Genomic DNA, 19,620 nt, shown 5'->3' with positions numbered 1-19,620 from the left:
CACGATCCGGTGATGCAGCGCACATCCCCCCGCTCATCGAAAAATCTCGCCGCCCTCGTCGTCGCGATCTGCTGGCTGGTCGTCCTCTTCGACGGCGTCGACCTGTTCATCTACGGCGCCGTCCTGCCCGGCATGCTCGACGACCCCGCGCTCGGCCTGACCAAGGAGGCGGCCGGCACGCTGGGCAGCTACGCCACCTTCGGCATGCTGCTCGGCGCGCTCGGCTCCGGTCCCCTGACCGACCGGATCGGCCGCAAGATGATGATCATCGCGAGCACCACGGTCTTCTCGATCGCCTCCGGCGTCTGCGCGGCCGCACCGTCGCTCGGCACCTTCGGCCTCGGCCGGTTCGTCGCCGGCCTCGGTCTCGGCGGCCTGCTGCCGATCGCCCTCACCATGGTGGCCGAGTTCGCCCCGGCCGGACGGCGGAACCTGCTGATCGGCTCACTGATGACCGCGCACCAGGCCGGCGGCATCCTGGCCGCCACCCTCGGCCTCTGGCTGCTCGACTCGTTCGGCTGGCGGTCCGCGTTCTGGATCGGGGTGCTGCCGCTGTTCGTCGCGGTGCCCCTGGTGGCGAAGTTCCTGCCCGAGTCGCTGAGCTTCCTGATCGCCCGCGGCCGCCTCGACGAGGCCCGCGAGGTCGCCTCCGACCACGGCGTCGAGCTGCCCGCGGCCGCCGCCGCGAAGAAGTCCACGCTCAGCCTTTTCCGGGGCGGCCGCTGGCAGCCCACCCTGCTGTTCTGGTGCGCCTCGTTCGGCGGCCTGCTGCTGGTCTACGGCGTGAACACCTGGCTGCCGACGATGATGCGCGGCGAGGGCTACGACCTGGGCTCGGCGCTCGCCTTCCTGATCGTCATCAACCTGGGTGGCATCGCCGGCATGCTGGTCGCCGGCCGGGTGGCCGACCGCTTCGGGGCTGTCCCGGTCGCCGCGGCCTGGTTCGCGCTCACCGCCGTCGGCGTCTACCTGCTCGGCGTCCACATGCCGCTGGCGGTCACCTTCGTCGTCGTGTTCCTGGCCGGCGTCTTCCTGTTCAGCGCGCAGACCATGGTGTACGCCGCGGTCACCTCCCGGTACGACACGGCGAGCCGGGCCACCGCGGTCGGCTCGGCCGCCGGCATCGGCCGCTTCGGCGCGGTCCTCGGCCCCTGGCTGGGCGGTCAGCTCATGGCCGCCGGCAACCAGGGCTGGGGCTTCACGGTCTTCGCCGCCTCCGCGGTCTTCGCCACCGTCTTCGTGCTGCTGGCCGGCCTGCGCAGCAAGGAGCAGCTGGCCTTGGCGGAAGCCGCCGGGGAGCCGGTCGGCGCGCACTGACGCACCTCAGGAGAGGCCCGGGCCATCGGTCCGGGCCTTCTCTTTTCAAACCCTTCCCGGTACGTCCGGAGCACCCTCGACTGTGGATTGTTGACGATATTGCTCGCCATCTTGTTAAGAACTCATGTCGAGACTTATCGTTCTGCTCACGTTGCCGCAACGCTTCCGATCGATGCCTCCCAACGAGGGGATCCCGCATGAGATCAGCGTCCCGTCTCGCTATCGCCCTGCTGACCATCGGCGCGCTACTGCTGCCCGGTGACCTGCCGGCGACCGCCTCCTCCGCACTCCGCCCCGTCCAGCCGGTCATGGACTGCTCCGACATCACCGGCCTCGACCTGCCCGGCGTCACCATCCGGTCCGCCACCGTGACCAGCGCCGGCGCCCCGGCCCCGTACTGCGCCGTGGAAGGCGTCATCGCCCCGGCGGACACGATCGTCATGCGCCTACCGGTGAACGGGTGGACGCAGCGGTACCTCCAGACCGGGTGCGGCGGGCTGTGCGGCACCGCGCGGATCAACTACACCCAGGCGGCGGCGTGCGCCCCGGTCGCCGACGGCACCATCGCCAGCGCCACCACCGACATGGGCCACCAGGGACAGAACGACGGCTCGTGGGCGGCCGGAAACCCGCAGGCGCAGATCGACTTCGCCTACCGCGGGATGCACGAGACCGCGCGGGTCGCCAAGCAGGTGATCACCCGGTTCTACGGGCGGCCGCCAGCGTACAGCTACTTCAGCGGCTGCTCGGACGGCGGCCGTGAGGCGCTCATGGAAGCACAGCGCTACCCGGACGACTTCGACGGGATCGTGGCCGGGGCGCCCGCGAGCAACCTGGTCGTACAGAACACCTTCCACCACGCCTGGAACGTGCTCGCCAACAAGGACACCGCCGGCAACTACATCCTGCTCGCCGGGAAGCTGCCGCTGATCCACGACGCGGTGATGGCCGCCTGCGACGGGCTGGACGGGCTGGCCGACGGGGTGCTGGACGACCCGCGGCGGTGCCGGTTCGACCCGTACAGCCTGGTCTGCGACGATCCGGCGACCTGCCTCACCCGGGCCGAGGCCGCGGTCGTCCGCAAGCTGCACGACGGCGCCGTCACCTCCCGCGGCGTGCGCCTGGAACAGGAGATCTCCCACGAGTGGGGCTCCGAACTGGACTGGACACTGTTCGTACCGGCCGCCCAGGGGCAGGTCACGTTCAGTGAGAACATCGCCCTGTCGTTCCTGCGTTACCTCGCCTACTTCAACGTGGCCGACCCGGACTACCAGCTCACCGACCTCAAGTTCACCGAGGCGTCGTTCTGGCAGACGGTGCAGACCTCGAAATACCTGTCGGCCACCGACCCGGACCTCACCCGGTTCCGGCGCGGCGGCGGCAAGCTGATCCTCTGGCACGGCTGGTCCGACCAGCACATCTCCCCGCAGGCGACACTGAACTACTACGAGGCGCTGGGCGGGCGCGCGGCCTCCTCGTACGCCCGGCTGTTCCTCTTCCCCGGGCTGGCCCATTGCAGCGGCGGACTGGGCCCGGACACCTTCGACATCCTGACGCCGATGCTGAACTGGGTGGAGAAGGGCGCCGCCCCCACGTCGGTGGTCGCCACGAAGGGCTCACGCAGTCGGCCGGTCTACGCGTACCCGGCGGTGGCCCGCTACGACGGCACCGGCAGCCCCGACGACGCCACCAACTTCATCCCGGTCATCCCCGGTCACTCGCCGGCCGTCGGCTATGACTGGCTGGGTGCCGGCCTCTACACCCACGGCTACCAGACCACCTGCCAGGCCGTGAACGGCAAGCTGACTTGCGCCCCGTCCCGCCCCATCCCCCGCCACTGACCCACCACCACCCCCGCGGGCCTCACGTCCCACCGCCCACCACCCGCGACCCACCTGTCGCGATCTCGGACGATTTCCCACCGGATGCGGTAACCGATCGTCCAAGATCCCCCTCACCCGCCCCCTCACCGCGGCCTCGACCACCCACCGCCCGCGACCCACCACCCACGACCCACCGCCCGCGGTCCACCGCCCGCGGTCCACCACCCGCAACCCACCACCCACGACCCACGACCCACCACCCACGACCCACCACCCACAACCCACCACCCACCGCCCGCGGCCCGCGTCTCACCGCCGCGTCCCACCGCCCGCGGCCCGCGGTTCACCCGTCGCGATCTTGGACGATTTCCCACCCGCTCCGGTGGCCGATCGCCCAAGATCGCGGGCGGCAGGACGCGCAGCGAGCAGGGCGAACACACCCCGCCAGACCTTGGGAGAATCACCACCGAATGCGGCGGGCAAACGCCCAAGATCGCGCGTCGCAGGACGCACAGCGAGCAGGACGCACACACCCCGCCAAACCTTGGACGAATCACCACCACATGCGGTGGACAAACGCCCAAGATCGCGCGTCGCAGGACGCGCAGCGAGCAGGACGCACACACCCCGCCAGGCCTTGGACGAATCACCACCAAATGCGGCGGGCAAACGCCCAAGATCGCGCGTCGCGGGACGCACAGCGAGCAGGACGCACACACCCCGCCAGACCTTGGACGAATCACCACCACATGCGGCGGGCAAACGCCCAAGATCGCGGATGGCGAGTGGCGGGTGGACGGGATGGCGGATGGCGGGTGGACGGGATGGCGGGTGGTGGGTGGACGGGGATGGCGGGTGGACGGGATGGCGGGTGGCGGGTGGCGGGTGGACGGGATGGTGGGTGGGAGCGAGGGTCAGGGGGTGTTGAGGAAGGTGAGCAGTTCGGCGGTGAAGGCGGGGACTCGGACGGCGCCCAGGTGGTCGCCGTCGATGACGGCGAGGCGGGCTCCGGGGATGGCCTTTGCCAGGAGCTCCGGGCGGGTGGCCAGGGCGTCGTCGCGGCCCGCCAGGACCAGGGTGGGCACGGTGATGGTGTCCAGCGGGATGGGCGCGGCGTGCAGGGCGGCGGCCTGCGCGGCCAGGGCGACGCGGTCGCCGCCCACCGCGTCGACGAAGGAGCGGAATCCGGCGGCGGCCGGCGAGGCGATGGTCTTCGGGTCCGCGGCCTCGAACGCCTCGCGGAAGTCGCCGGCCGGGATGACCCGGGTGTCGACGCCGCCCAACTCGACCACCGCCGAGCCGACGCCGCCGATGACGAGGCGGCGTACCCGGGTGTCGCGGGTGGTCAGCAGGAGCGAGACGATGGCGCCCATCGAGTAGCCGGCCACGTCGACGGTCTTGATGCCGAGCAGGTCGAGCAGGGTGGCGACGTCGGCGGCCATCCGGGACTCGCCGTAGTACGACGGGTCGTGCGGTTTGCCGGAGCGGCCGTGCCCGCGGGCGTCGATGGCCACGACGTCGCGGCCGGCGGCGGTGAGGGCGTCGACCACGCCGGGCAGCACCCAGTTGGTGAGGCCGTTCGCGATGAATCCGTGGTGCAGCAGCACGGGTGGCAGCGCCGACTCGGCCTCCCAACGCTGGTAGTAGATCTCCACACCGTCGGTGGCCTGGAAGGTCGGCATGGCGGGTCCTCTCTCCGTGATGCGAGCGGACGACAGCGTATGCACCGCACCGGATGAGCGGGATCGGTGAGATCGCCGGTGTGGTCAGAGTCTGCGACGCGGGCGCGTCCGGCACGTTGATCGCGATACATTGCGGCGGTGACCCCCACTCAGTTGCGCGCCTATTCCGCCGTGGTCCGGTGTGGCTCGGTGAAACAGGCGGCCGCACAGCTCGAGGTGTCCGAGTCGGCGGTGTCGCTGCACATCGGACAGCTGCGCAAGGAGCTGGGTGATCAGCTGTTCTCGCGGACGGCGAACGGGCTGACGTTCACGCCGGGCGGGCTGCGCCTGGCCAGCCGGGCCACCGAGCTGCTCGGTCTGCAGGACATCACGGTGCTGGAGGTGAGCGCGGCCGGGCAGGGGCGGCGGCTGCTGCGGGTGGGCGCTTCCAGCCTGTTCGCCGAGCACGGTGCGCCGGGTCTGATCGAGTTGTTCGCGAGCCGGGCCGCGGACCTCGACGTCGAGCTGAGTGTCCGCAACCCGGGGTCGTTCGTGCCGGCGCTGATCGAGCGGCGCATCGACATCGCGATCGGTCCGCCGCCGGCGTGTCCGGATCCGGCGGTGGTGTGCCGCCCGGTCATGTACTACAAGGTCGTCACGGTGGCCGGCCCGGACCATCCGCTGGCCGGCACCCAGCCGTCACCGCGGCAGTTGCGTGACCAGACGTGGCTGCTCGGGCCGTCCGCCGCCGCCGACCGGGGCGCCATCCCGACGCTGCTGCGCCGGCTCGGGGTGCCGGACGACCGGCAGCAGATCTTCCAGAGCCACGCGGCCGCCATCGAGGAGGCGAAACGCGGGCACGGGGTGGCGGCGGCGCTGTCGTTCACCGTGGCGCCGGAGGTCCGCAAGGGGCATCTCGTGCAGTTCTGCGGGCCGCACACCGGGTTGGAGGACGTGTGGCATTCGCTGACCCTGGCCGAGACCGGGGCGCCGTCCGCGGCGGCCGAGTTGGCGCGTTTCGCGTCGACGCCCCGGGCCATTCAGGCGATGATGCGCGGGGCCGGGGTCAATGTGGGACGGTTCAAGCCGTCGATCCATGTGACTCTGTGGAGCTGATGCTCCGTGGCAGCAGCTGGGCGGCGATGAGGGTGGCCAGGGCGCCGTTGTCGCTGCCGCCGTCGGTACGGATCACCACCGGCTGCGGGGCCTGACCGGCCAGTTCGGCGCCCACCTCGAGCCGGCGCAGGGCCAGCTCGTACTGGAGGACGGCCCGGTTGTCCCGGTACGCCTGGGCGAGCCGCCGCTGGGCCTTCGCCTCGTTCTCCGCGGCGATCAGCCCGCTGCGGCCCCGCGTCTCGATCTCGAACCGGACCCGCTGGGCGTCGGTCTCCTGCTTCTCCAGCAGCTGGGCGACCTGCTCGCGGGCCTTGTTGAGGGCCGCTTTCACCTCGACGATCCGGGCGTCCCGAACCTTCTTGGCGCGCTCGATGTCCATCTGGAGCTGGTCGATGCGGCGTTTGCGGGTGAGCCCCCACTCCTGCTCGTAGGCGGCGCTCTCCTTGGCGACCCGCTCCCGGGTGGCGAGGTGCTGCTGGTACTGGGCGGGCAGCTGCACGTCCGGGATGTTGCAGCCGGTGATGCGTACGCCGTACCGGGACAGCTGGCGGTTGAGCAGTTCCTGCATGTCGGCCACGTCGGAGCCGCGCAGGTCGTACGCCCGCTCGGTCTGCACGAGCCGGGCCCGCTGCCGGATGGCGTCCTGGACGGCGCTGGACAGCACCAGGTCGAAGTTGCCGGCGCCGATGGTCCGCACGAACAGGACGGCGTCGGTGATCCGCAGCTTCATGAAGAACTCGATGGAGCGCAGCGGCACGTTCTCCCGGGTCGGGCAGGCCATGACCGGCGCCGAGTACGGGATCTCGGTGGCCACGTCGACCACGAACGCGACCCGCGACCACGGGTGCCACAGGTAGTGCCGGCCCGGGTCGAGGGTGCCCGCGACGGCGCCGTACCTGGTCAGCACGCCGTGGGTGCCCTGTTCGATCTCGACGATCGAGGTGCGCCACCACCACAGCAACCCGACGAGCAGGAACAGGACCCCGGAGGCGTACGCCAGCGCGGCGAGCACGCCGGAGTCGTCGAGGGTGAACATGACTCCGGACAGCACCGCGAGCAGGCCGAGCCAGAGCGCGGCGATCCAGCCGAGCCGCCGCTGGTGCTTCGGGATGACGACCGGTACGAGTGTGCCCGCCTCACCACCGCGCAGCAGCCGGGCGATGTCGCTCCACGGCGCCACCGCCTCGGTGATGACCGAGCTGCGCCCACCGAAAGACCTGCTCATGCCCGCTCCTCATGTTGGGTGGGGAGTCCCCGCAGCGCGTCGATCTCCGGCTCCCGCTCGGCGATCCGCTGTGCGACCGAGGCCAGGCGATCACGCATGGCGGCCATGTCGGCCGGGGTGAACAGTTCGGTGCCGCGCTCGCCGAGCATCTCCCGGGCCAGTTGCAGCAGGTCGATGCCGGCCGCCCCGTTGGGGTCGCCGGATCCGCCGATGCGGACCAGCCGGGGCAGGTGCCCGGCCACCTCCTCCAGCCGGTCCAGCACCTCACGCTGGTAGCGGTATTCGAGGATCTCCGGCGCCTCGGCCGTGGTGACCGCCCGGATGTCCAGGGCCTGCGCCTCCAGCAGGGCGGCGTTGGCCTTCGCCTCGGACTCGGCCAGCACGTACCGCTGGCGGGCCAGCGCCTCGGCCCGGTTGGTCTCCCGCTCCACGGCGGTGTCCATCTGCGCCTGGTATTGGGCGATGTCGGCCTGGATCGCGGACAGCGTCTCGGTGAGGGTGGCGAGTTCCTTGGTCAGGTCGCCCTCGTCCTGTTCCTTGCGCAGCGTCAACGCGTACTCATGGGTGTAGGCGTCCTTGGCGACCCGGACCATCTCCGGCGCCGCGAGGTCCATCCGGTATTTCTGGTCGGCCGGCTCGGCGTGGGTGATGTTGGCGTTGGTCAGCTCGACGGCCGGGCGGAACTGCTGGTTGAGCATGTCCAGCAGCCGGCCGGAGTCCTCGCCGACCATGTTGTAGATGTCGGCGGCCGCCTGCTCGTAGATGAGGCTGCGGATCGTCTCGCTGACCGCGTTGCTGAGCTTCTCCTCGAAGCCGCGGACCGCGCCGAGCGTGTAGACGAACTCCACCGGGTCGTTGATCCGGAACTGGATGAACAGGTCGATCGACGCCTTCACCCCGCCCTTGGTGGGCGCCTCCCGGACGGGGGCGTTGAACGGGTACTCCCGCGTGGTGTTCACGATGTACGACACCCGCTTCCACGGGTTGAGCAGGATGATCCGCCCCGGGCCGACGACCTGCTCCAGCTTGCCGAAGCGGGTGATCAGCGCGGCGCAGCCGTCCGGCACCATCACCATGCCCTGCCGCCACCAGACGAACCCGACGGCGAACAGCGACAGCACCCAGTAGTGCACGCCGAAGAACGGGTTGAGCAGCACGTCACCGCTGGCCACGCCGACCAGGGCCACCCCGAACAGGCCGATCACCAGCAGCGACAGCACCGGCAGCATGGTCGCCAGGGAGCGGCCCTTGGGAATCACCATGGGGCAGATGACGTGCACCTGCTCGCCCTCCAGCCGCTGCAACTCGCTGCGGTTGAGCACCTCACCGGCCTCGTCGAGCGGGACGGTGCGCTGCTCCATCACGGTGTCGACGCTGCCGCCGAGCTCCTGGGCGGCCGGGAAGTCACTGGGGTCGACGCCCATCTCCGAGCCGGTGAGCCGCCGCATCTCGGACCGGGCCACCTCCTGCGGGTCGGCCCCCTCGACGATCGCTCCTGCGGCTCTTCGCAGGCTCTGCTGGATCCGTGCCACTACCTTCCTCCCCCGCTAGAAAACGCTGAGCTTATCGCCGGCCGGCCACTTCCTGTAGGCAGCGAACAGCCTGAATGAGGTCGGCGAAGGTGGCGGCCGGCAACAGCCGGTCACAGAACGGCAAGGCCGCGGCCATACCGCCGACGCCGGGGGTCCATCCAGGAGCGCCGGCGCGGGGATTCAACCAGATGATCCGGTACGCGCGGCGGCGCAGCCGGGCCATGACAGCGCTCATCCGTTCCGGCGGGTCGCTGTCCCACCCGTCCGAGGCGACGATCACCACGCCGCCGCGGACCGTCTCGCCGTGGTGCGAGCCGAGCAGCGCGCCGAGGTTCGCGGCGATCCGGGTGCCGCCGAACCGGTCGTCGACGGCCGCCCCGGCCTGCTCGATCGCCTCCCGTGGCGAGGTGTGCCGCAGCGGCACGGTGAGCCGGGTCAGCCGGGTGGCGAAGGCGAACACCTCGGCGTCGGCGACCGTGGTGAACGCGCGCATGAGCTGTAGATATGCGGCCGCCTGGGCGCGCATCGACTCGCTGACGTCGCAGAGCATCACGACCCGGCGCGGGCGGGGCACCGGCCGTTCCCGGACCACGGTGACCGCCTCCCACCCGGTACGCCGGGCCCGGGCGATGGTGGGCCGCAACGCCACCCGCCGGCCGGCCGGGTGCGCCTTGTGCCGCCGTCCGCGCCGGTGCGGCCAGTGGGTGAGCGCGTCCCGCAGCGCCTCGCCGAGCGCCGCGGTCTGTCCGGCGTCCAGGTCCTCGAAGGGCTGTTCGGCCAGTGCCGCCAGCTCGCTGGGCCGCAGTTCGGGCAGGTGGAGGCCGTCGTCGGCGGGCGAGTCGCCGGCCGCGACCGCCGGCGGCAGGGTGGCCCACGGCAGCCCGTCGCCGCCGGACGTCTTCTCGTCGCCGGTGCCCGGGACCGCCACGTTGGTGCCGTCGTCGCGGCGGGACGGCGGGGTGGCGGAACGGCTCAGCGGCAGCGGCGGGCTGTCGTCGAAGACGGTGGTGAAGACCCGGTCGAAGACGGCCAGGTCGGCGTGCCGGCGGACCAGGGCGATCCGGGCCGTCCAGTAGAGCGCGCCGCGGGACACCGGTGGGCTGGCGGCCAGTGCCCGTACCAGGTCGTCGGTCTCGGTGATCCCGGCCGGCAGGCCGGCGGCGCGCAACCGGGCCGTGAACGCCACCGCGAACGCGGCCCGGTCGGTGCCGCGCAGCAGCACCGGGGCGGGGTCAGCCGCGGGCAACGAACCAGATGACGACGGCGGCGAGGACCGCCACGCCGATGCCGACCGGAATGAGCCGTTTGTAGACGGATCCGCCGGCCACGGCCAGCAGATCGAGAGCCTCCGGCTCGGCCGTCTCCTTCACCGCGACCGGAGCGGGGCCGGTGGCGGGAGCAGCGGCGGGAACGGGTTCCGCGACGGGGGCAGCGGCCTCCGCGACGGGAGCGGCATCCTCGACCGCGGCAGCCTCCGAAACCGCACCGGCCTCCGAAACCGCGGCGGCCTCCGCCACGGGAGCGGCCAGCTTCGCCTCCAGGTTCGCGACGAACTGGGCGAGCAGCTTCGAGGACACCTCCTTGATCATGCCGCTGCCGAACTGGGCCAGCTTCCCGCTGATCTTCAGGTCGGTGTCGACCGAGACCCGGGTGCCGTCCTCCCCCTCCGGCGACAGCGACGCGCTGACCACGGCGGCCGCGTTGCCGGCCGACCGGGCGTCGCGGCCCTTGGCGTCGATGACCGCCCGGTAGGCCGTGTCGTCCCGCTCCACGAACCGCGCGGTCCCGGAGAAGTCCGAGATCACCGGGCCGACCTTGACCTTCACCCGGCCCTGGTAGACGTCGCCCTCCACCCCAGTGAGCTGGGCGCCCGGCATGCAGGGGGCGATGCCCTCGAGGTCGGTCAGCACCTGCCAGGCACGGTCGATCGGGATCCGTACGGTGAACTCGTTGGTGATCTTCATTGGGGGCTCTCCCGGGTTACGGCCTCGGCGACCAGGATCCGGTCGCCGGGGGTCTTGGCGATGGTGCCGATGGTGCGCGGAACGTCCCCCGCGGCGAGGTCGGTGACGCCGAGAGCCGCCAGCGCGGAGACCCAGTCGATCGTCTCGGCCAGGCCGGGCGCCTTGTCCAGTTCGAGCGCCCGGGCCCGGCCGATGAACTCGGTGGCGTCCCGGATCAGCGGTGCGGTGGCGGCCGGAACCGCGCGGCGCACGATCGACGCCGCGCGGTCCGGGGCCGGGAACTCGATCCAGTGGTAGAGGCAGCGGCGGCGCAGCGCGTCGTGCAGTTCGCGGCTGCGGTTGGAGGTGAGCACCACGACCGGCGGCCGGGTGGCGGCGAAGGTGCCCAGTTCGGGAACGGTCACCGACGCCTCGCCGAGGAACTCGAACAGCAGCGCCTCGAACTCGTCGTCGGCCCGGTCGATCTCGTCGATCAGCAGCACCGGCGGGGTCGGCCCGTCGTGCCGGACGGCGCGCAGGATCGGCCGTTCCAGCAGGAAGTCGTCGGTGAACAGGGAGGAGTCGTCGGTGGCGTGGCCGAGCCGGATGTGCAGCAGCTGACGCTGGTAGTTCCACTCGTACAGGGCCTCACCGGCGGTCAGGCCCTCGTAGCACTGGAGGCGGATGAACGGCGTGTCGAGCGCGTCCGCCAGCGCCTTGGCGGCGGCCGTCTTGCCGACACCGGGCTCGCCCTCCAGCAGCAGCGGCTTGCCGAGCCGCAGGGCCAGGAAGATCGCCATGGCGAGGCCGTCGTCGACCAGGTAGTCGACGGCGTCCAGACGCGCGATGACCTCGTCAGGAGTGTTCAATCGTGTACTTCTTCAAGCAGCCGGGGCAGCAGAACCAGTAGTCCTCGCCGCCGACCACCCCGTGCGGGGTGTCCGGTCCGATCACGACGGTCATCCCGCAGACCGGGTCGATCGCGGTTCGGGCGGGGGTCTCGCCGATGGGGACCATGATCTCCTCGATGGGAAATGTGGCCGGCCCGACGGGCAGGGCCGGGCCGGCCACGAATTCGGGCCCGGCTTTCGCGAACGCGGCCGCCTCGGCGTGCGTCGCGGCGGGCTTCTTCGGCGCGGCGGCGGTCAGGCCGCCGACGCGCATCTCGCGCACGATCTCGGCCAGCACCGAGAGGGCGATCTCCTTGGGGGTACGGGCGCCGATGTCGATACCGGCGTGCGCCCGGATCCGGGACCGCTCCTCGATGGACAGGCCCATCGTGTCGAGCAGGATCGCCGACCGGGTGTTGCTGGCCACCAGCGCGATCAGCGGCACACCGGCGTCCAGTGCCTCCCGGACGGCGCGTTCCTCGTCGCGGCCCAGCCCGGCCACCACCACCGCGGTCGCCCCCTCGTACGAGTGGGCCACCTCGAAGTCGAGGAACTCGGCCAGGGCCGTCGCGGCCGTGCCGACCGGGGTGCCACCGGTCACCACGACCAACGGTTTCGGCAGCACCGGCCGGAGGAAGATCTCGATCGCCCCGCCGGAGTGGCAGGGGTTGACGACGACGAGCGCGCCGGGCGTCTCCGGGAACTCGGCCGAGTCCTCCGGCAGCACCCGCAGCAGGACGGTGTTGCCGTCGCGCAGCGAGTCCATGGCGGCCGCCCGCACCGACGTCTCGGCGCAGACCCCGCCGACGAAGCCCTCGATGGACCCGTCGGCCAGGATCACCGCGTCGTCGCCGGCCCGCGCCGAGGTGGGTTCCTGGGCGCGGACCACGGTGGCGTGCACGAACGGCCGGCGGGCGACCGTCAGCTCGTGGGCGCGCTCGGCGATGCTCGTCGTCATCACGTACTCCCCTGGTTTGTTCTTCAGATCGGCGGCGTGGCCTGGCCGCGCATGGCGTCCCACACCCGGCTGGGGGTGAGCGGCATGTCGGCGTGCCGGACGCCGAACGGCTTGAGCGCGTCGACGACCGCGTTGACGATGGCCGGCGGCGAGCCGACCGTCGCGGACTCGCCGACGCCCTTGGCGCCGATCGGGTGGTGCGGCGACGGGGTGACCGTGTAGCCGGTCTCCCAGTCGGGCACCTCGAGCGCGGTCGGGATCAGGTAGTCCATCAGCGAGGCGCCGAGGCAGTTGCCGTCCTCGTCGAAGGAGATCATCTCCATGAGCGCCATGCCGACGCCGTCGGTGAGACCGCCGTGCACCTGGCCCTCGATGATCATCGGGTTGATCCGGGTGCCGCAGTCGTCGACCGCGATGAACCGGCGGACCTTGACCTGGGCGGTGCCCGGGTCGATGTCGACGACGCAGATGTACGCCCCGTGCGGGTAGGTCAGGTTCGACGGGTTGTAGCAGATCTGCGCCTCGAGGCCGCCCTCGACGCCGTCCGGCAGGTCGCCCGCGCCGTGCGCCCGGAACGCGATCTCCTGGATCGTCACCGACTTCCCCGGGTCGCCCTTGACCTGGAAGGCGCCCTTCACCCAGTCCAGGTCGGCGACCGACACCTCGAGCATCGCCGAGGCGATCAGCTTCGCCTTGTCCCGTACCTTGCGGGCCACCAGGGCGGCCGCCGCGCCGGAGACCGGGGTGGACCGGCTGCCGTAGGTGCCGAGACCGAACGGCGTGTTGTCGGTGTCGCCGTGCAGCACGTCGATGTCGGCCGGCGGGATGCCCAGCTCCTCGGCGATGATCTGCGCGAAGGTGGTCTCGTGGCCCTGGCCCTGGGTCTTCACCGAGAGCCGGACGACGGCCTTGCCGGTCGGGTGCACCCGCAGCTCGCAGCCGTCGGCCATGCCCAGGCCGAGGATGTCCATGTTCTTGCGCGGCCCGGCGCCGACCGCCTCGGTGAAGAACGAGATGCCGATGCCCATCAGCTCGCCCTTGGCCCTCTTGAGAGCCTGCTCCTTGCGCAGTTCGTCGTAGCCGGCCATCTCCATGGCGAGGCGCATGGTGGGCTCGTAGTTCCCGGAGTCGTACACCCAGCCGGTCTTGGTGGTGTACGGGAACTGGTCGGGCTGGATGAAGTTCTTCAGCCGCAGCTCGGCCGGGTCCATCCGGAGCTCGTAGGCGAGCGTGTCGACGATCCGCTCGACCAGGTAGACGGCCTCGGTGATGCGGAACGAGCAGGCGTACGCCACACCGCCGGGCGCCTTGTTCGTGTAGACCGCGGTCATCTTGCAGTGCGCGGCCTGGAGGTCGTAGCTGCCGGTGAACACGCCGAAGAAGCCGGCCGGATACTTCACCGGGGCGGCCGTGCCGTTGAACGCGCCGTGGTCGGCCAGCACGTTCGTACGGATCGCCAGGATCTTGCCCTCGGCCGTCGCCGCGATCTCGGCCCGCATGATGTAGTCCCGGGCGAAACCGGTGCTGATCAGGTTCTCCGAGCGGTCCTCCATCCACTTCACCGGCTTGCCGGTGACGATGGAGCCGACGATGCTCAGCACGTAGCCCGGGTAGATCGGCACCTTGTTGCCGAAGCCGCCGCCGATGTCCGGGGCGATCACCTGGATCTTGTGCTCGGGCAGACCGGCGACGATCGCGTAGAGGGTGCGGTGCGCGTGCGGGGCCTGGGTGGTCGACCAGAGCCGCAGCCTGCCCTCGACCGGGTCGAAGTCGGCGACCGATCCGCACGTCTCCATCGGCGCGGGGTGCACCCGCGGGTAGACGATGTCCTCCTTGACGACCACGTCCGCCGAGGCGAAGACCCGGTTCGTCTCCTCCTCGTCACCGGTCTCCCAGTCGAAGACGTGGTTGTCCGCCTTGCCGTCGAGGTCGGTGCGGATGATCGGGGCGTCCGGCGCCAGGGCCTTGCGGACGTCGATGACCGGTTCCAGCACGTCGTACTCGACGTCGATCAGTTCGAGGGCGTCCCGGGCCTTGTACCGGTCCTCGGCGACGACGAACGCCACCTCCTGGCCCTGGAAGCGCACCTTGTCGGTGGCCAGCACGGCCTGCACGTCGTTGGAGAGCGTCGGCATCCAGGCCAGGCCGAGGCCCTTGAGGGTCTCGCCGGTGACGACCGCCTTCACCCCGGGCGACGCCTCGGCCGCGCTGGTGTCGATGCTGACGATGCTGGCGTGCGCGAACGGCGACCGCAGGATCGCCAGGTGCAGCATGCCGGGCAGCTGCACGTCGTCGACGAACCGGCCGCGGCCCCGGAGCAGGCGCGCGTCCTCCTTGCGCAGCATCCGGCCGAAGCCGACCGGGTTCTGGTCGTTGTCCTCGAACTCGGTGAGCTTGGTGTCCTGTGTCGTTGTCACTGGGCCGTCGCCTCTTCTTTGGAAGCTTCGTGAACAGCCGCCCAGCGGACCGAGCGGATGATCGAGGAGTAACCGGTGCAGCGACAGATCTGGCCGGAGATGGCCTCGCGGATCTCGCCCTCGGTCGGGTCCGGGTTCTTGTCCAGCAGCGCCCGGCAGGTCATCAGCATGCCCGGCGTGCAGAACCCGCACTGGAGGCCGTGGCACTGCCGGAAGCCCTCCTGGATCGGGTCCAGCTCGGCGCCGTTGGCAAGACCTTCGACGGTACGGACCTCGTGGCCCCCGGCCATCGCCGCCAGCACGGTGCACGACTTGACGGGCTCGCCGTCCAGCCACACCACGCAGACGCCGCAGTTGCTCGTGTCGCAGCCCCAGTGGGTGCCGGTCAGGCCGAGCACGTCGCGCAGGAAGTGCACGAGCAGCATGCGGCCCTCGATCTCACGGGTGTACTCGGTCCCGTTGACGGTCATCGTGACCTGCATCAGTTCAGCTCCTCGCCCGTTCGACGGCGGTACGCAGGGTGCGCCGGGTCAGCTCGTCCGCCAGGTGGCGCTTGTAGTCGGCACTGCCCCGGGTGTCGGTCACCGGGTCGCAGCTGCGCGCCGCGATCGCCCCGGCCAGCTGGTACAGCTCCTCGCTCGGCTCGTGCCCGCGCAGGGCCGCCGAGATCTCCGGGATGCCGGTGGTGTTCGGGCCGACCGCGGCCAGGCCCACCCGGGCGTCCACGATCCGGCCGGCGTCGAGCCACACCGCGGCGCCGGCCGACACGACGGCCCAGTCGCCGGCGCGGCGCTCGACCTTCGCGTACGCGCTGCCGACCTTGAAATTCTTCCGGGGCAGCCGGATCTCGATGAGGATCTCGTTGTCCGCGACGGCCGTCTCGTACGGGCCGACGTGGAACTCCTCCATGGTGACGACCCGCTCGGCGCCGCCCGGGCCCCGGATCACGCAGCTCGCGTCCAGGGTCGTGCACACCGCCGACAGGTCCTCGGACGGGTCCGCCTGGCAGAGCGATCCGCCCAGGGTGCCGCGATTGCGGACCACCGGGTCGGCGATCACCCGCTCGGCGTCGGCGAAGATCGGGAAGACGCCGGCCAGCACGTCCGATTCGAGCAGCTCCCGATGCCGGGTCATGGCCCCGATGCGCACCTCGTCGTCGCTCAGCCTGATGTAGCCGAGCTCGCCGTGCAGATCGTTGATGTCGATGAGATATTCGAAGTTGGCGAGCCGCAGCTTCATCATCGGCAGCAGGCTGTGGCCACCGGCCACCAACCGTGCCGAGCTGCCCAGCCGCTCCAACAGTCCAATGGCTTGATCCACGCTTGTGGCACGTTCGTATTCGAACGGAGCCGGCACCTGCACCCTGCACCTCCCGCGAAGTCGCGCAGACCCTCGCGTGCCCGGGATCCATTGTCAACAGCGACCTAAGGGTTCTCTTAATCAAGCGTTGACTAGGCCGTGATGATCACGGAAGGTGCTCAGATGCGCGAGATCGTGGACGGGCTGATCGCCTGGCGCGCCGCCGGCGTCTCCTTCGCCGTGGCGACGGTGGTGAACACGTGGCGTTCGGCGCCCCGCCGGCCCGGCGCCGCGATGGCCGTCAACGAGCACGGCGACGTTCTGGGCAGTGTCTCGGGCGGCTGCGTGGAGGGCGCCGTCTACACGGCCGCGCAGGAAGTCATAAATGCCAAAAAGGCACAGACACATACGTACGGGGTGAGCGACGGCGACGCGTTCGAAGTCGGTCTGACCTGTGGCGGCACCATCGAGGTCATGATCCAGCCGGACGTCGCGCTGTCCTCGCTGGACGCCGTGCTCGCCGACATCGCCGCCGGCCGCCCGGTCGCCACCGTGTCCCTGCCCGGCGCCCAGCTCGTGGTGTGGCCCGACCGCACCGCCGGGACCCTCGGTGACCCCGAACTCGACCGGATCGCCGCCGCCCAGGCGAGAGGCCTGCTGGCGCACGGGCGCAGCGCCATCGCGACGGCCTGCGAGCGCGAGGTGTTCGTCCAGTCCTGGGCCTCCCCGGCCCGCATGATCGTGTTCGGGGCGATCGACTTCGCCGCGGCGGTGGCCCGGATCGGGAAGTTCCTCGGCTACCAGGTCACCGTCTGTGACGCCCGGGGCGTGTTCGCCACCGAGGCCCGCTTCCCCGAGGCGGACGAGGTGGTCGTCCAGTGGCCGCACCGCTACCTCGAATCCACCGAGATCGACGAGCGCACCGTCCTGTGCGTGCTCACCCACGACCCGAAGTTCGACATCCCGCTGCTGGAGGTCGCCCTGCGGACCCCGGCCCGCTACATCGGCGCGATGGGCAGCCGCCGCACCTGCGAGGACCGTCTCCGCCGCCTGCGCGAGGCCGGTGTCCCGGAGTCGGCTCTGTCCCGCCTGCGCGCCCCGATCGGCCTCGACCTGGGCGCCCGCACCCCGGAGGAGACCGCGGTGGCCATCGCCGCCGAGATCGTCGCCCTCTCCTGGGGCGGTTCCGGAGCCCCCCTGACCGGTTTGACCGCCCCCATCCACGGCCCCGCCTGATCAGAGCAGCCGTCAGTCGCCGGCCAGGATCTCGTCGGTGCGGCGGTCGGCGGTGGCCCACCAGGTGGCGATGCGGTCGATGACCGGGCCGGCGTTGCGGGCCCAGGCGATGTGGTCGTTGCTGCCGCCCGGCGGGACGTCGGCGTGGCGGTACTGCCAGAGTGTGACGGCCGACGGGTCGAACAGGGCGGCGGCGAAGGCCTCGACCGACATCGGCGGGGCGAGGCGGTCGCCCTCCAAGGCCACGAGCAGCGACGGGCTACGCACCGGCTCGGGTGCCGGGAACGGGGTGCGGCCGGTCAGCGCCATCCGGGCCCACTCGCGCATCAGGGTGCGGGCGCCCGGGCCGCCGAAGGCGGGCCTGGGCAGGTGGCCGAACAGGGTGGTCAGCAGCGGGACGACCGCACCGGCCTGGATCACCAGCGGCAGGCCGCCGAGCGGGTAGTGCCGGTGGTACGGCAGGGCGCCGCCCACCGTGACCACACCGTCCGCCGGGACGTGGCCGAGCTGGTGTCCGACCGCGAGCTGGGCGCCGAGGCTGTGGCCGAGGATGATGACCGGCCGCTGCGGCGCCTCGGTACGGGCCGCCGTCACCGCCTCGGCCATCACCTGGATCTCGTCGGCGTAGGACCAGTCGTTGCCCCGTGACGCCGGGCGATCGCCCTGCTCGAAACCGCGCCGGGGCAGCGCACGGGCGCTCCATCCCCGGGCTTCGAACGCTTCGACGAGCAGCCGGTAGTACCGCGATCCGATGCCCATGGCAGGCGACACGAGGACCATTGGTGCCGGCTGCGTCATGTCGTTCCCCGTCTCGGTGTCGGCGGCCACTTGTTACCGACCGGTATCAGCACTCTCGGGTCGCCGGATCCGGACGACAAGCGGATATGGCCCACATCACGCGGCCAGGCCGATGCCGGTCAGCCTCTCTTCATCAACCGGCCGACCGCGGCCATCAGCTCGGAGGCCATCTCGTCGGCGCGGCCCTCCTGGGCGCCCTCGTGCATGCAGTGGCGGGCGTGCCCGTCGAGGAGGCCGAGCGCCACCTTGTCGAGGGCGGCCTGGATGGCGGAGATCTGGGTGAGGATGTCGATGCAGTAGCGGTCGTCCTCGACCATCCGCTCGATGCCGCGCACCTGGCCCTCGATGCGGCGCAGCCGGGACTGCAGGTTGTCCTTCGTCGCGGTGTAGCCGCGGGTCGGGGCGGGATTGGTCATGAGGACCATGCTACATCGCTTGGATACCCCTACCGGGTATGTGTACGGTGAGGGGGCAACACGACGAAGGGAGCACTCATGAGGACGCCGGTACGGCTGGCCGCGTTCGCTCTGGGGCTGGTCGCCGTCTTCGGGGTGGCGGCCGGCGCGGGGCGGCTGATCGGCCCGGACGTGCGGCCGGAGCCTGAGCCGGCGCACGGTGGGGCCCACACGCCCGGCACGCCGCGGGTCCCGGGCGGATTGCAGATCGCGCAGGGCGGCTACCGGTTGAGCCCGGCCACCACCCGGTTCACCGTCGGGGAGCCGCGGCCGTTCGCCTTCCAGGTGCTCGGGCCGGACGGGAAACCGGTCACGTCGTACACCCGCAACCACGACAAGGACCTGCATCTCATCGTGGTCCGGCGGGATCTGTCCGGCTACCAGCACCTGCATCCGGTCCTGGGCGCGGACGGCACGTGGTCGGCGCCGATCGGCGTGGATACCCCCGGGCAGTACCGGGTGCTCGCCGACTTCCAGCCGGCCGCCGAGCCGGAGGCGCTCACCCTGGGCGTCGACGTGCCCGCTCCCGGCGACTACCAGCCGGTGCCGCTGCCGCCGGTGGCGCGGACCGCCGAGGTCGACGGCTACACCGTCACCCTCGCCGGCGATCTCGCGGCCGGGGCCTCGTCGAAGCTCGACCTCACGGTCAGCCGGGACGGGAAACCGGTCACCGACCTGGAGCCCTACCTGGGGGCGCTCGGTCACCTGGTGGTGCTGCGCGAGGGAGACCTCGCCTACCTGCACGTGCACCCGGCGAGCGAGACCGCGCTGAGCTTCGAGGCCGAGGTGCCGTCGCCCGGGGTCTACCGTCTCTACCTGGATTTCCAGCACGCTGGAAAGGTGCGCACCGCCGAGTTCACCGCGACGACGACCGGTGTCACCCAGCCGCCGGCCCCGACCGGGACCGCCGATCCAGGGCCCAGCGCCGACGGCCACACGCACGACTGAGG

Annotated in this window: 17 protein-coding genes; 5 read left to right on the top strand and 12 right to left on the bottom strand. The window is 71.3% G+C overall.

Features of this window, described 5'->3' with window-relative positions:
- The first annotated feature begins 12 nt into the window (after positions 1 to 12).
- The gene (locus tag BJ964_RS22335; protein ID WP_188122488.1) at positions 13 to 1,317 is read left to right on the top strand and encodes an MFS transporter; all 1,305 of its coding nucleotides are present in this window, start codon (positions 13 to 15) and stop codon (positions 1,315 to 1,317) included.
- 197 nt (positions 1,318 to 1,514) lie between these two features.
- Positions 1,515 to 3,158: a tannase/feruloyl esterase family alpha/beta hydrolase gene (locus tag BJ964_RS22330; protein ID WP_188122487.1), complete on the top strand. Its 1,644-nt coding sequence runs from the start codon at positions 1,515 to 1,517 to the stop codon at positions 3,156 to 3,158.
- 896 nt (positions 3,159 to 4,054) lie between these two features.
- Here BJ964_RS22330 and BJ964_RS22325 read toward each other — a convergent pair.
- Complete coding sequence (locus tag BJ964_RS22325) at positions 4,055 to 4,822, bottom strand: alpha/beta fold hydrolase (RefSeq protein ID WP_188122486.1); 768 nt, start codon at positions 4,820 to 4,822, stop codon at positions 4,055 to 4,057.
- Between the two features lie 138 nt (positions 4,823 to 4,960).
- Here BJ964_RS22325 and BJ964_RS22320 point away from each other — a divergent pair, with 138 nt between their 5' ends.
- Positions 4,961 to 5,917, top strand: a complete 957-nt coding sequence (locus BJ964_RS22320; RefSeq protein WP_188122485.1) for a LysR family transcriptional regulator — start codon at positions 4,961 to 4,963, stop codon at positions 5,915 to 5,917.
- Here BJ964_RS22320 and BJ964_RS22315 read toward each other — a convergent pair.
- Genes BJ964_RS22315 through BJ964_RS49150 form a run of 9 tightly spaced genes read right to left on the bottom strand, consistent with a single transcriptional unit; the run spans position 5,883 to position 16,238 of the window.
- A complete protein-coding gene (locus tag BJ964_RS22315) occupies positions 5,883 to 7,142 on the bottom strand; it encodes an SPFH domain-containing protein (RefSeq protein WP_188122484.1) in 1,260 nt (419 codons plus the stop codon). The genes BJ964_RS22320 and BJ964_RS22315 overlap by 35 nt on opposite strands.
- Positions 7,139 to 8,674 carry an SPFH domain-containing protein gene (locus tag BJ964_RS22310; RefSeq protein WP_188122483.1) on the bottom strand — a complete coding sequence of 512 codons (1,536 nt, stop codon included), beginning with the start codon at positions 8,672 to 8,674 and terminating at the stop codon, positions 7,139 to 7,141. The genes BJ964_RS22315 and BJ964_RS22310 overlap by 4 nt, the downstream gene beginning before the upstream one ends.
- Before the next feature lie 31 nt (positions 8,675 to 8,705).
- Positions 8,706 to 9,920, bottom strand: coding sequence for a vWA domain-containing protein (locus BJ964_RS22305; RefSeq protein ID WP_188122482.1), 1,215 nt, complete (start codon positions 9,918 to 9,920; stop codon positions 8,706 to 8,708).
- Positions 9,907 to 10,638 carry an SRPBCC family protein gene (locus BJ964_RS22300; protein WP_188122481.1) on the bottom strand — a complete coding sequence of 244 codons (732 nt, stop codon included), beginning with the start codon at positions 10,636 to 10,638 and terminating at the stop codon, positions 9,907 to 9,909. The genes BJ964_RS22305 and BJ964_RS22300 overlap by 14 nt, the downstream gene beginning before the upstream one ends.
- Complete coding sequence (locus tag BJ964_RS22295) at positions 10,635 to 11,486, bottom strand: AAA family ATPase (RefSeq protein ID WP_188122480.1); 852 nt, start codon at positions 11,484 to 11,486, stop codon at positions 10,635 to 10,637. Before BJ964_RS22295 ends, BJ964_RS22300 begins: the two co-directional genes overlap by 4 nt.
- Complete coding sequence (locus BJ964_RS22290) at positions 11,473 to 12,465, bottom strand: XdhC family protein (RefSeq protein ID WP_188122479.1); 993 nt, start codon at positions 12,463 to 12,465, stop codon at positions 11,473 to 11,475. The genes BJ964_RS22295 and BJ964_RS22290 overlap by 14 nt, the downstream gene beginning before the upstream one ends.
- 23 nt (positions 12,466 to 12,488) lie before the next feature.
- The gene (locus BJ964_RS22285) at positions 12,489 to 14,882 is read right to left on the bottom strand and encodes an aerobic carbon-monoxide dehydrogenase large subunit (protein ID WP_188122478.1); all 2,394 of its coding nucleotides are present in this window, start codon (positions 14,880 to 14,882) and stop codon (positions 12,489 to 12,491) included.
- Entirely contained in the window at positions 14,879 to 15,364 is a 486-nt protein-coding gene (locus BJ964_RS22280) for a (2Fe-2S)-binding protein (RefSeq protein ID WP_188122477.1), read from the bottom strand. Before BJ964_RS22280 ends, BJ964_RS22285 begins: the two co-directional genes overlap by 4 nt.
- Positions 15,365 to 15,368: 4 nt before the next feature.
- Entirely contained in the window at positions 15,369 to 16,238 is an 870-nt protein-coding gene (locus BJ964_RS49150; RefSeq protein WP_268248020.1) for an FAD binding domain-containing protein, read from the bottom strand.
- 126 nt (positions 16,239 to 16,364) lie between these two features.
- Between BJ964_RS49150 and BJ964_RS22270 the strand changes: the two genes are divergently transcribed.
- Positions 16,365 to 17,417: an XdhC family protein gene (locus tag BJ964_RS22270; protein WP_188122475.1), complete on the top strand. Its 1,053-nt coding sequence runs from the start codon at positions 16,365 to 16,367 to the stop codon at positions 17,415 to 17,417.
- 12 nt (positions 17,418 to 17,429) lie between these two features.
- On the opposite strand, the gene BJ964_RS22265 is transcribed toward BJ964_RS22270, so the two are convergent.
- Positions 17,430 to 18,197 (bottom strand): serine aminopeptidase domain-containing protein, encoded by a 768-nt coding sequence (locus tag BJ964_RS22265; protein WP_262479807.1) that lies wholly within the window; start codon positions 18,195 to 18,197, stop codon positions 17,430 to 17,432.
- Positions 18,198 to 18,334: 137 nt separating this feature from the next.
- Complete coding sequence (locus tag BJ964_RS22260) at positions 18,335 to 18,631, bottom strand: metal-sensitive transcriptional regulator (RefSeq protein ID WP_041831370.1); 297 nt, start codon at positions 18,629 to 18,631, stop codon at positions 18,335 to 18,337.
- Positions 18,632 to 18,709: 78 nt separating this feature from the next.
- Between BJ964_RS22260 and BJ964_RS22255 the strand changes: the two genes are divergently transcribed.
- Positions 18,710 to 19,618, top strand: coding sequence for a hypothetical protein (locus tag BJ964_RS22255; RefSeq protein WP_188122473.1), 909 nt, complete (start codon positions 18,710 to 18,712; stop codon positions 19,616 to 19,618).
- Positions 19,619 to 19,620 lie beyond the last annotated feature (2 nt).

The organism is Actinoplanes lobatus, assembly GCF_014205215.1.
Classification (GTDB): domain Bacteria; phylum Actinomycetota; class Actinomycetes; order Mycobacteriales; family Micromonosporaceae; genus Actinoplanes; species Actinoplanes lobatus.
The sequence above is the reverse complement of the archived record's forward strand: the minus strand, read 5'-3'. Positions and strand labels throughout refer to the sequence as shown.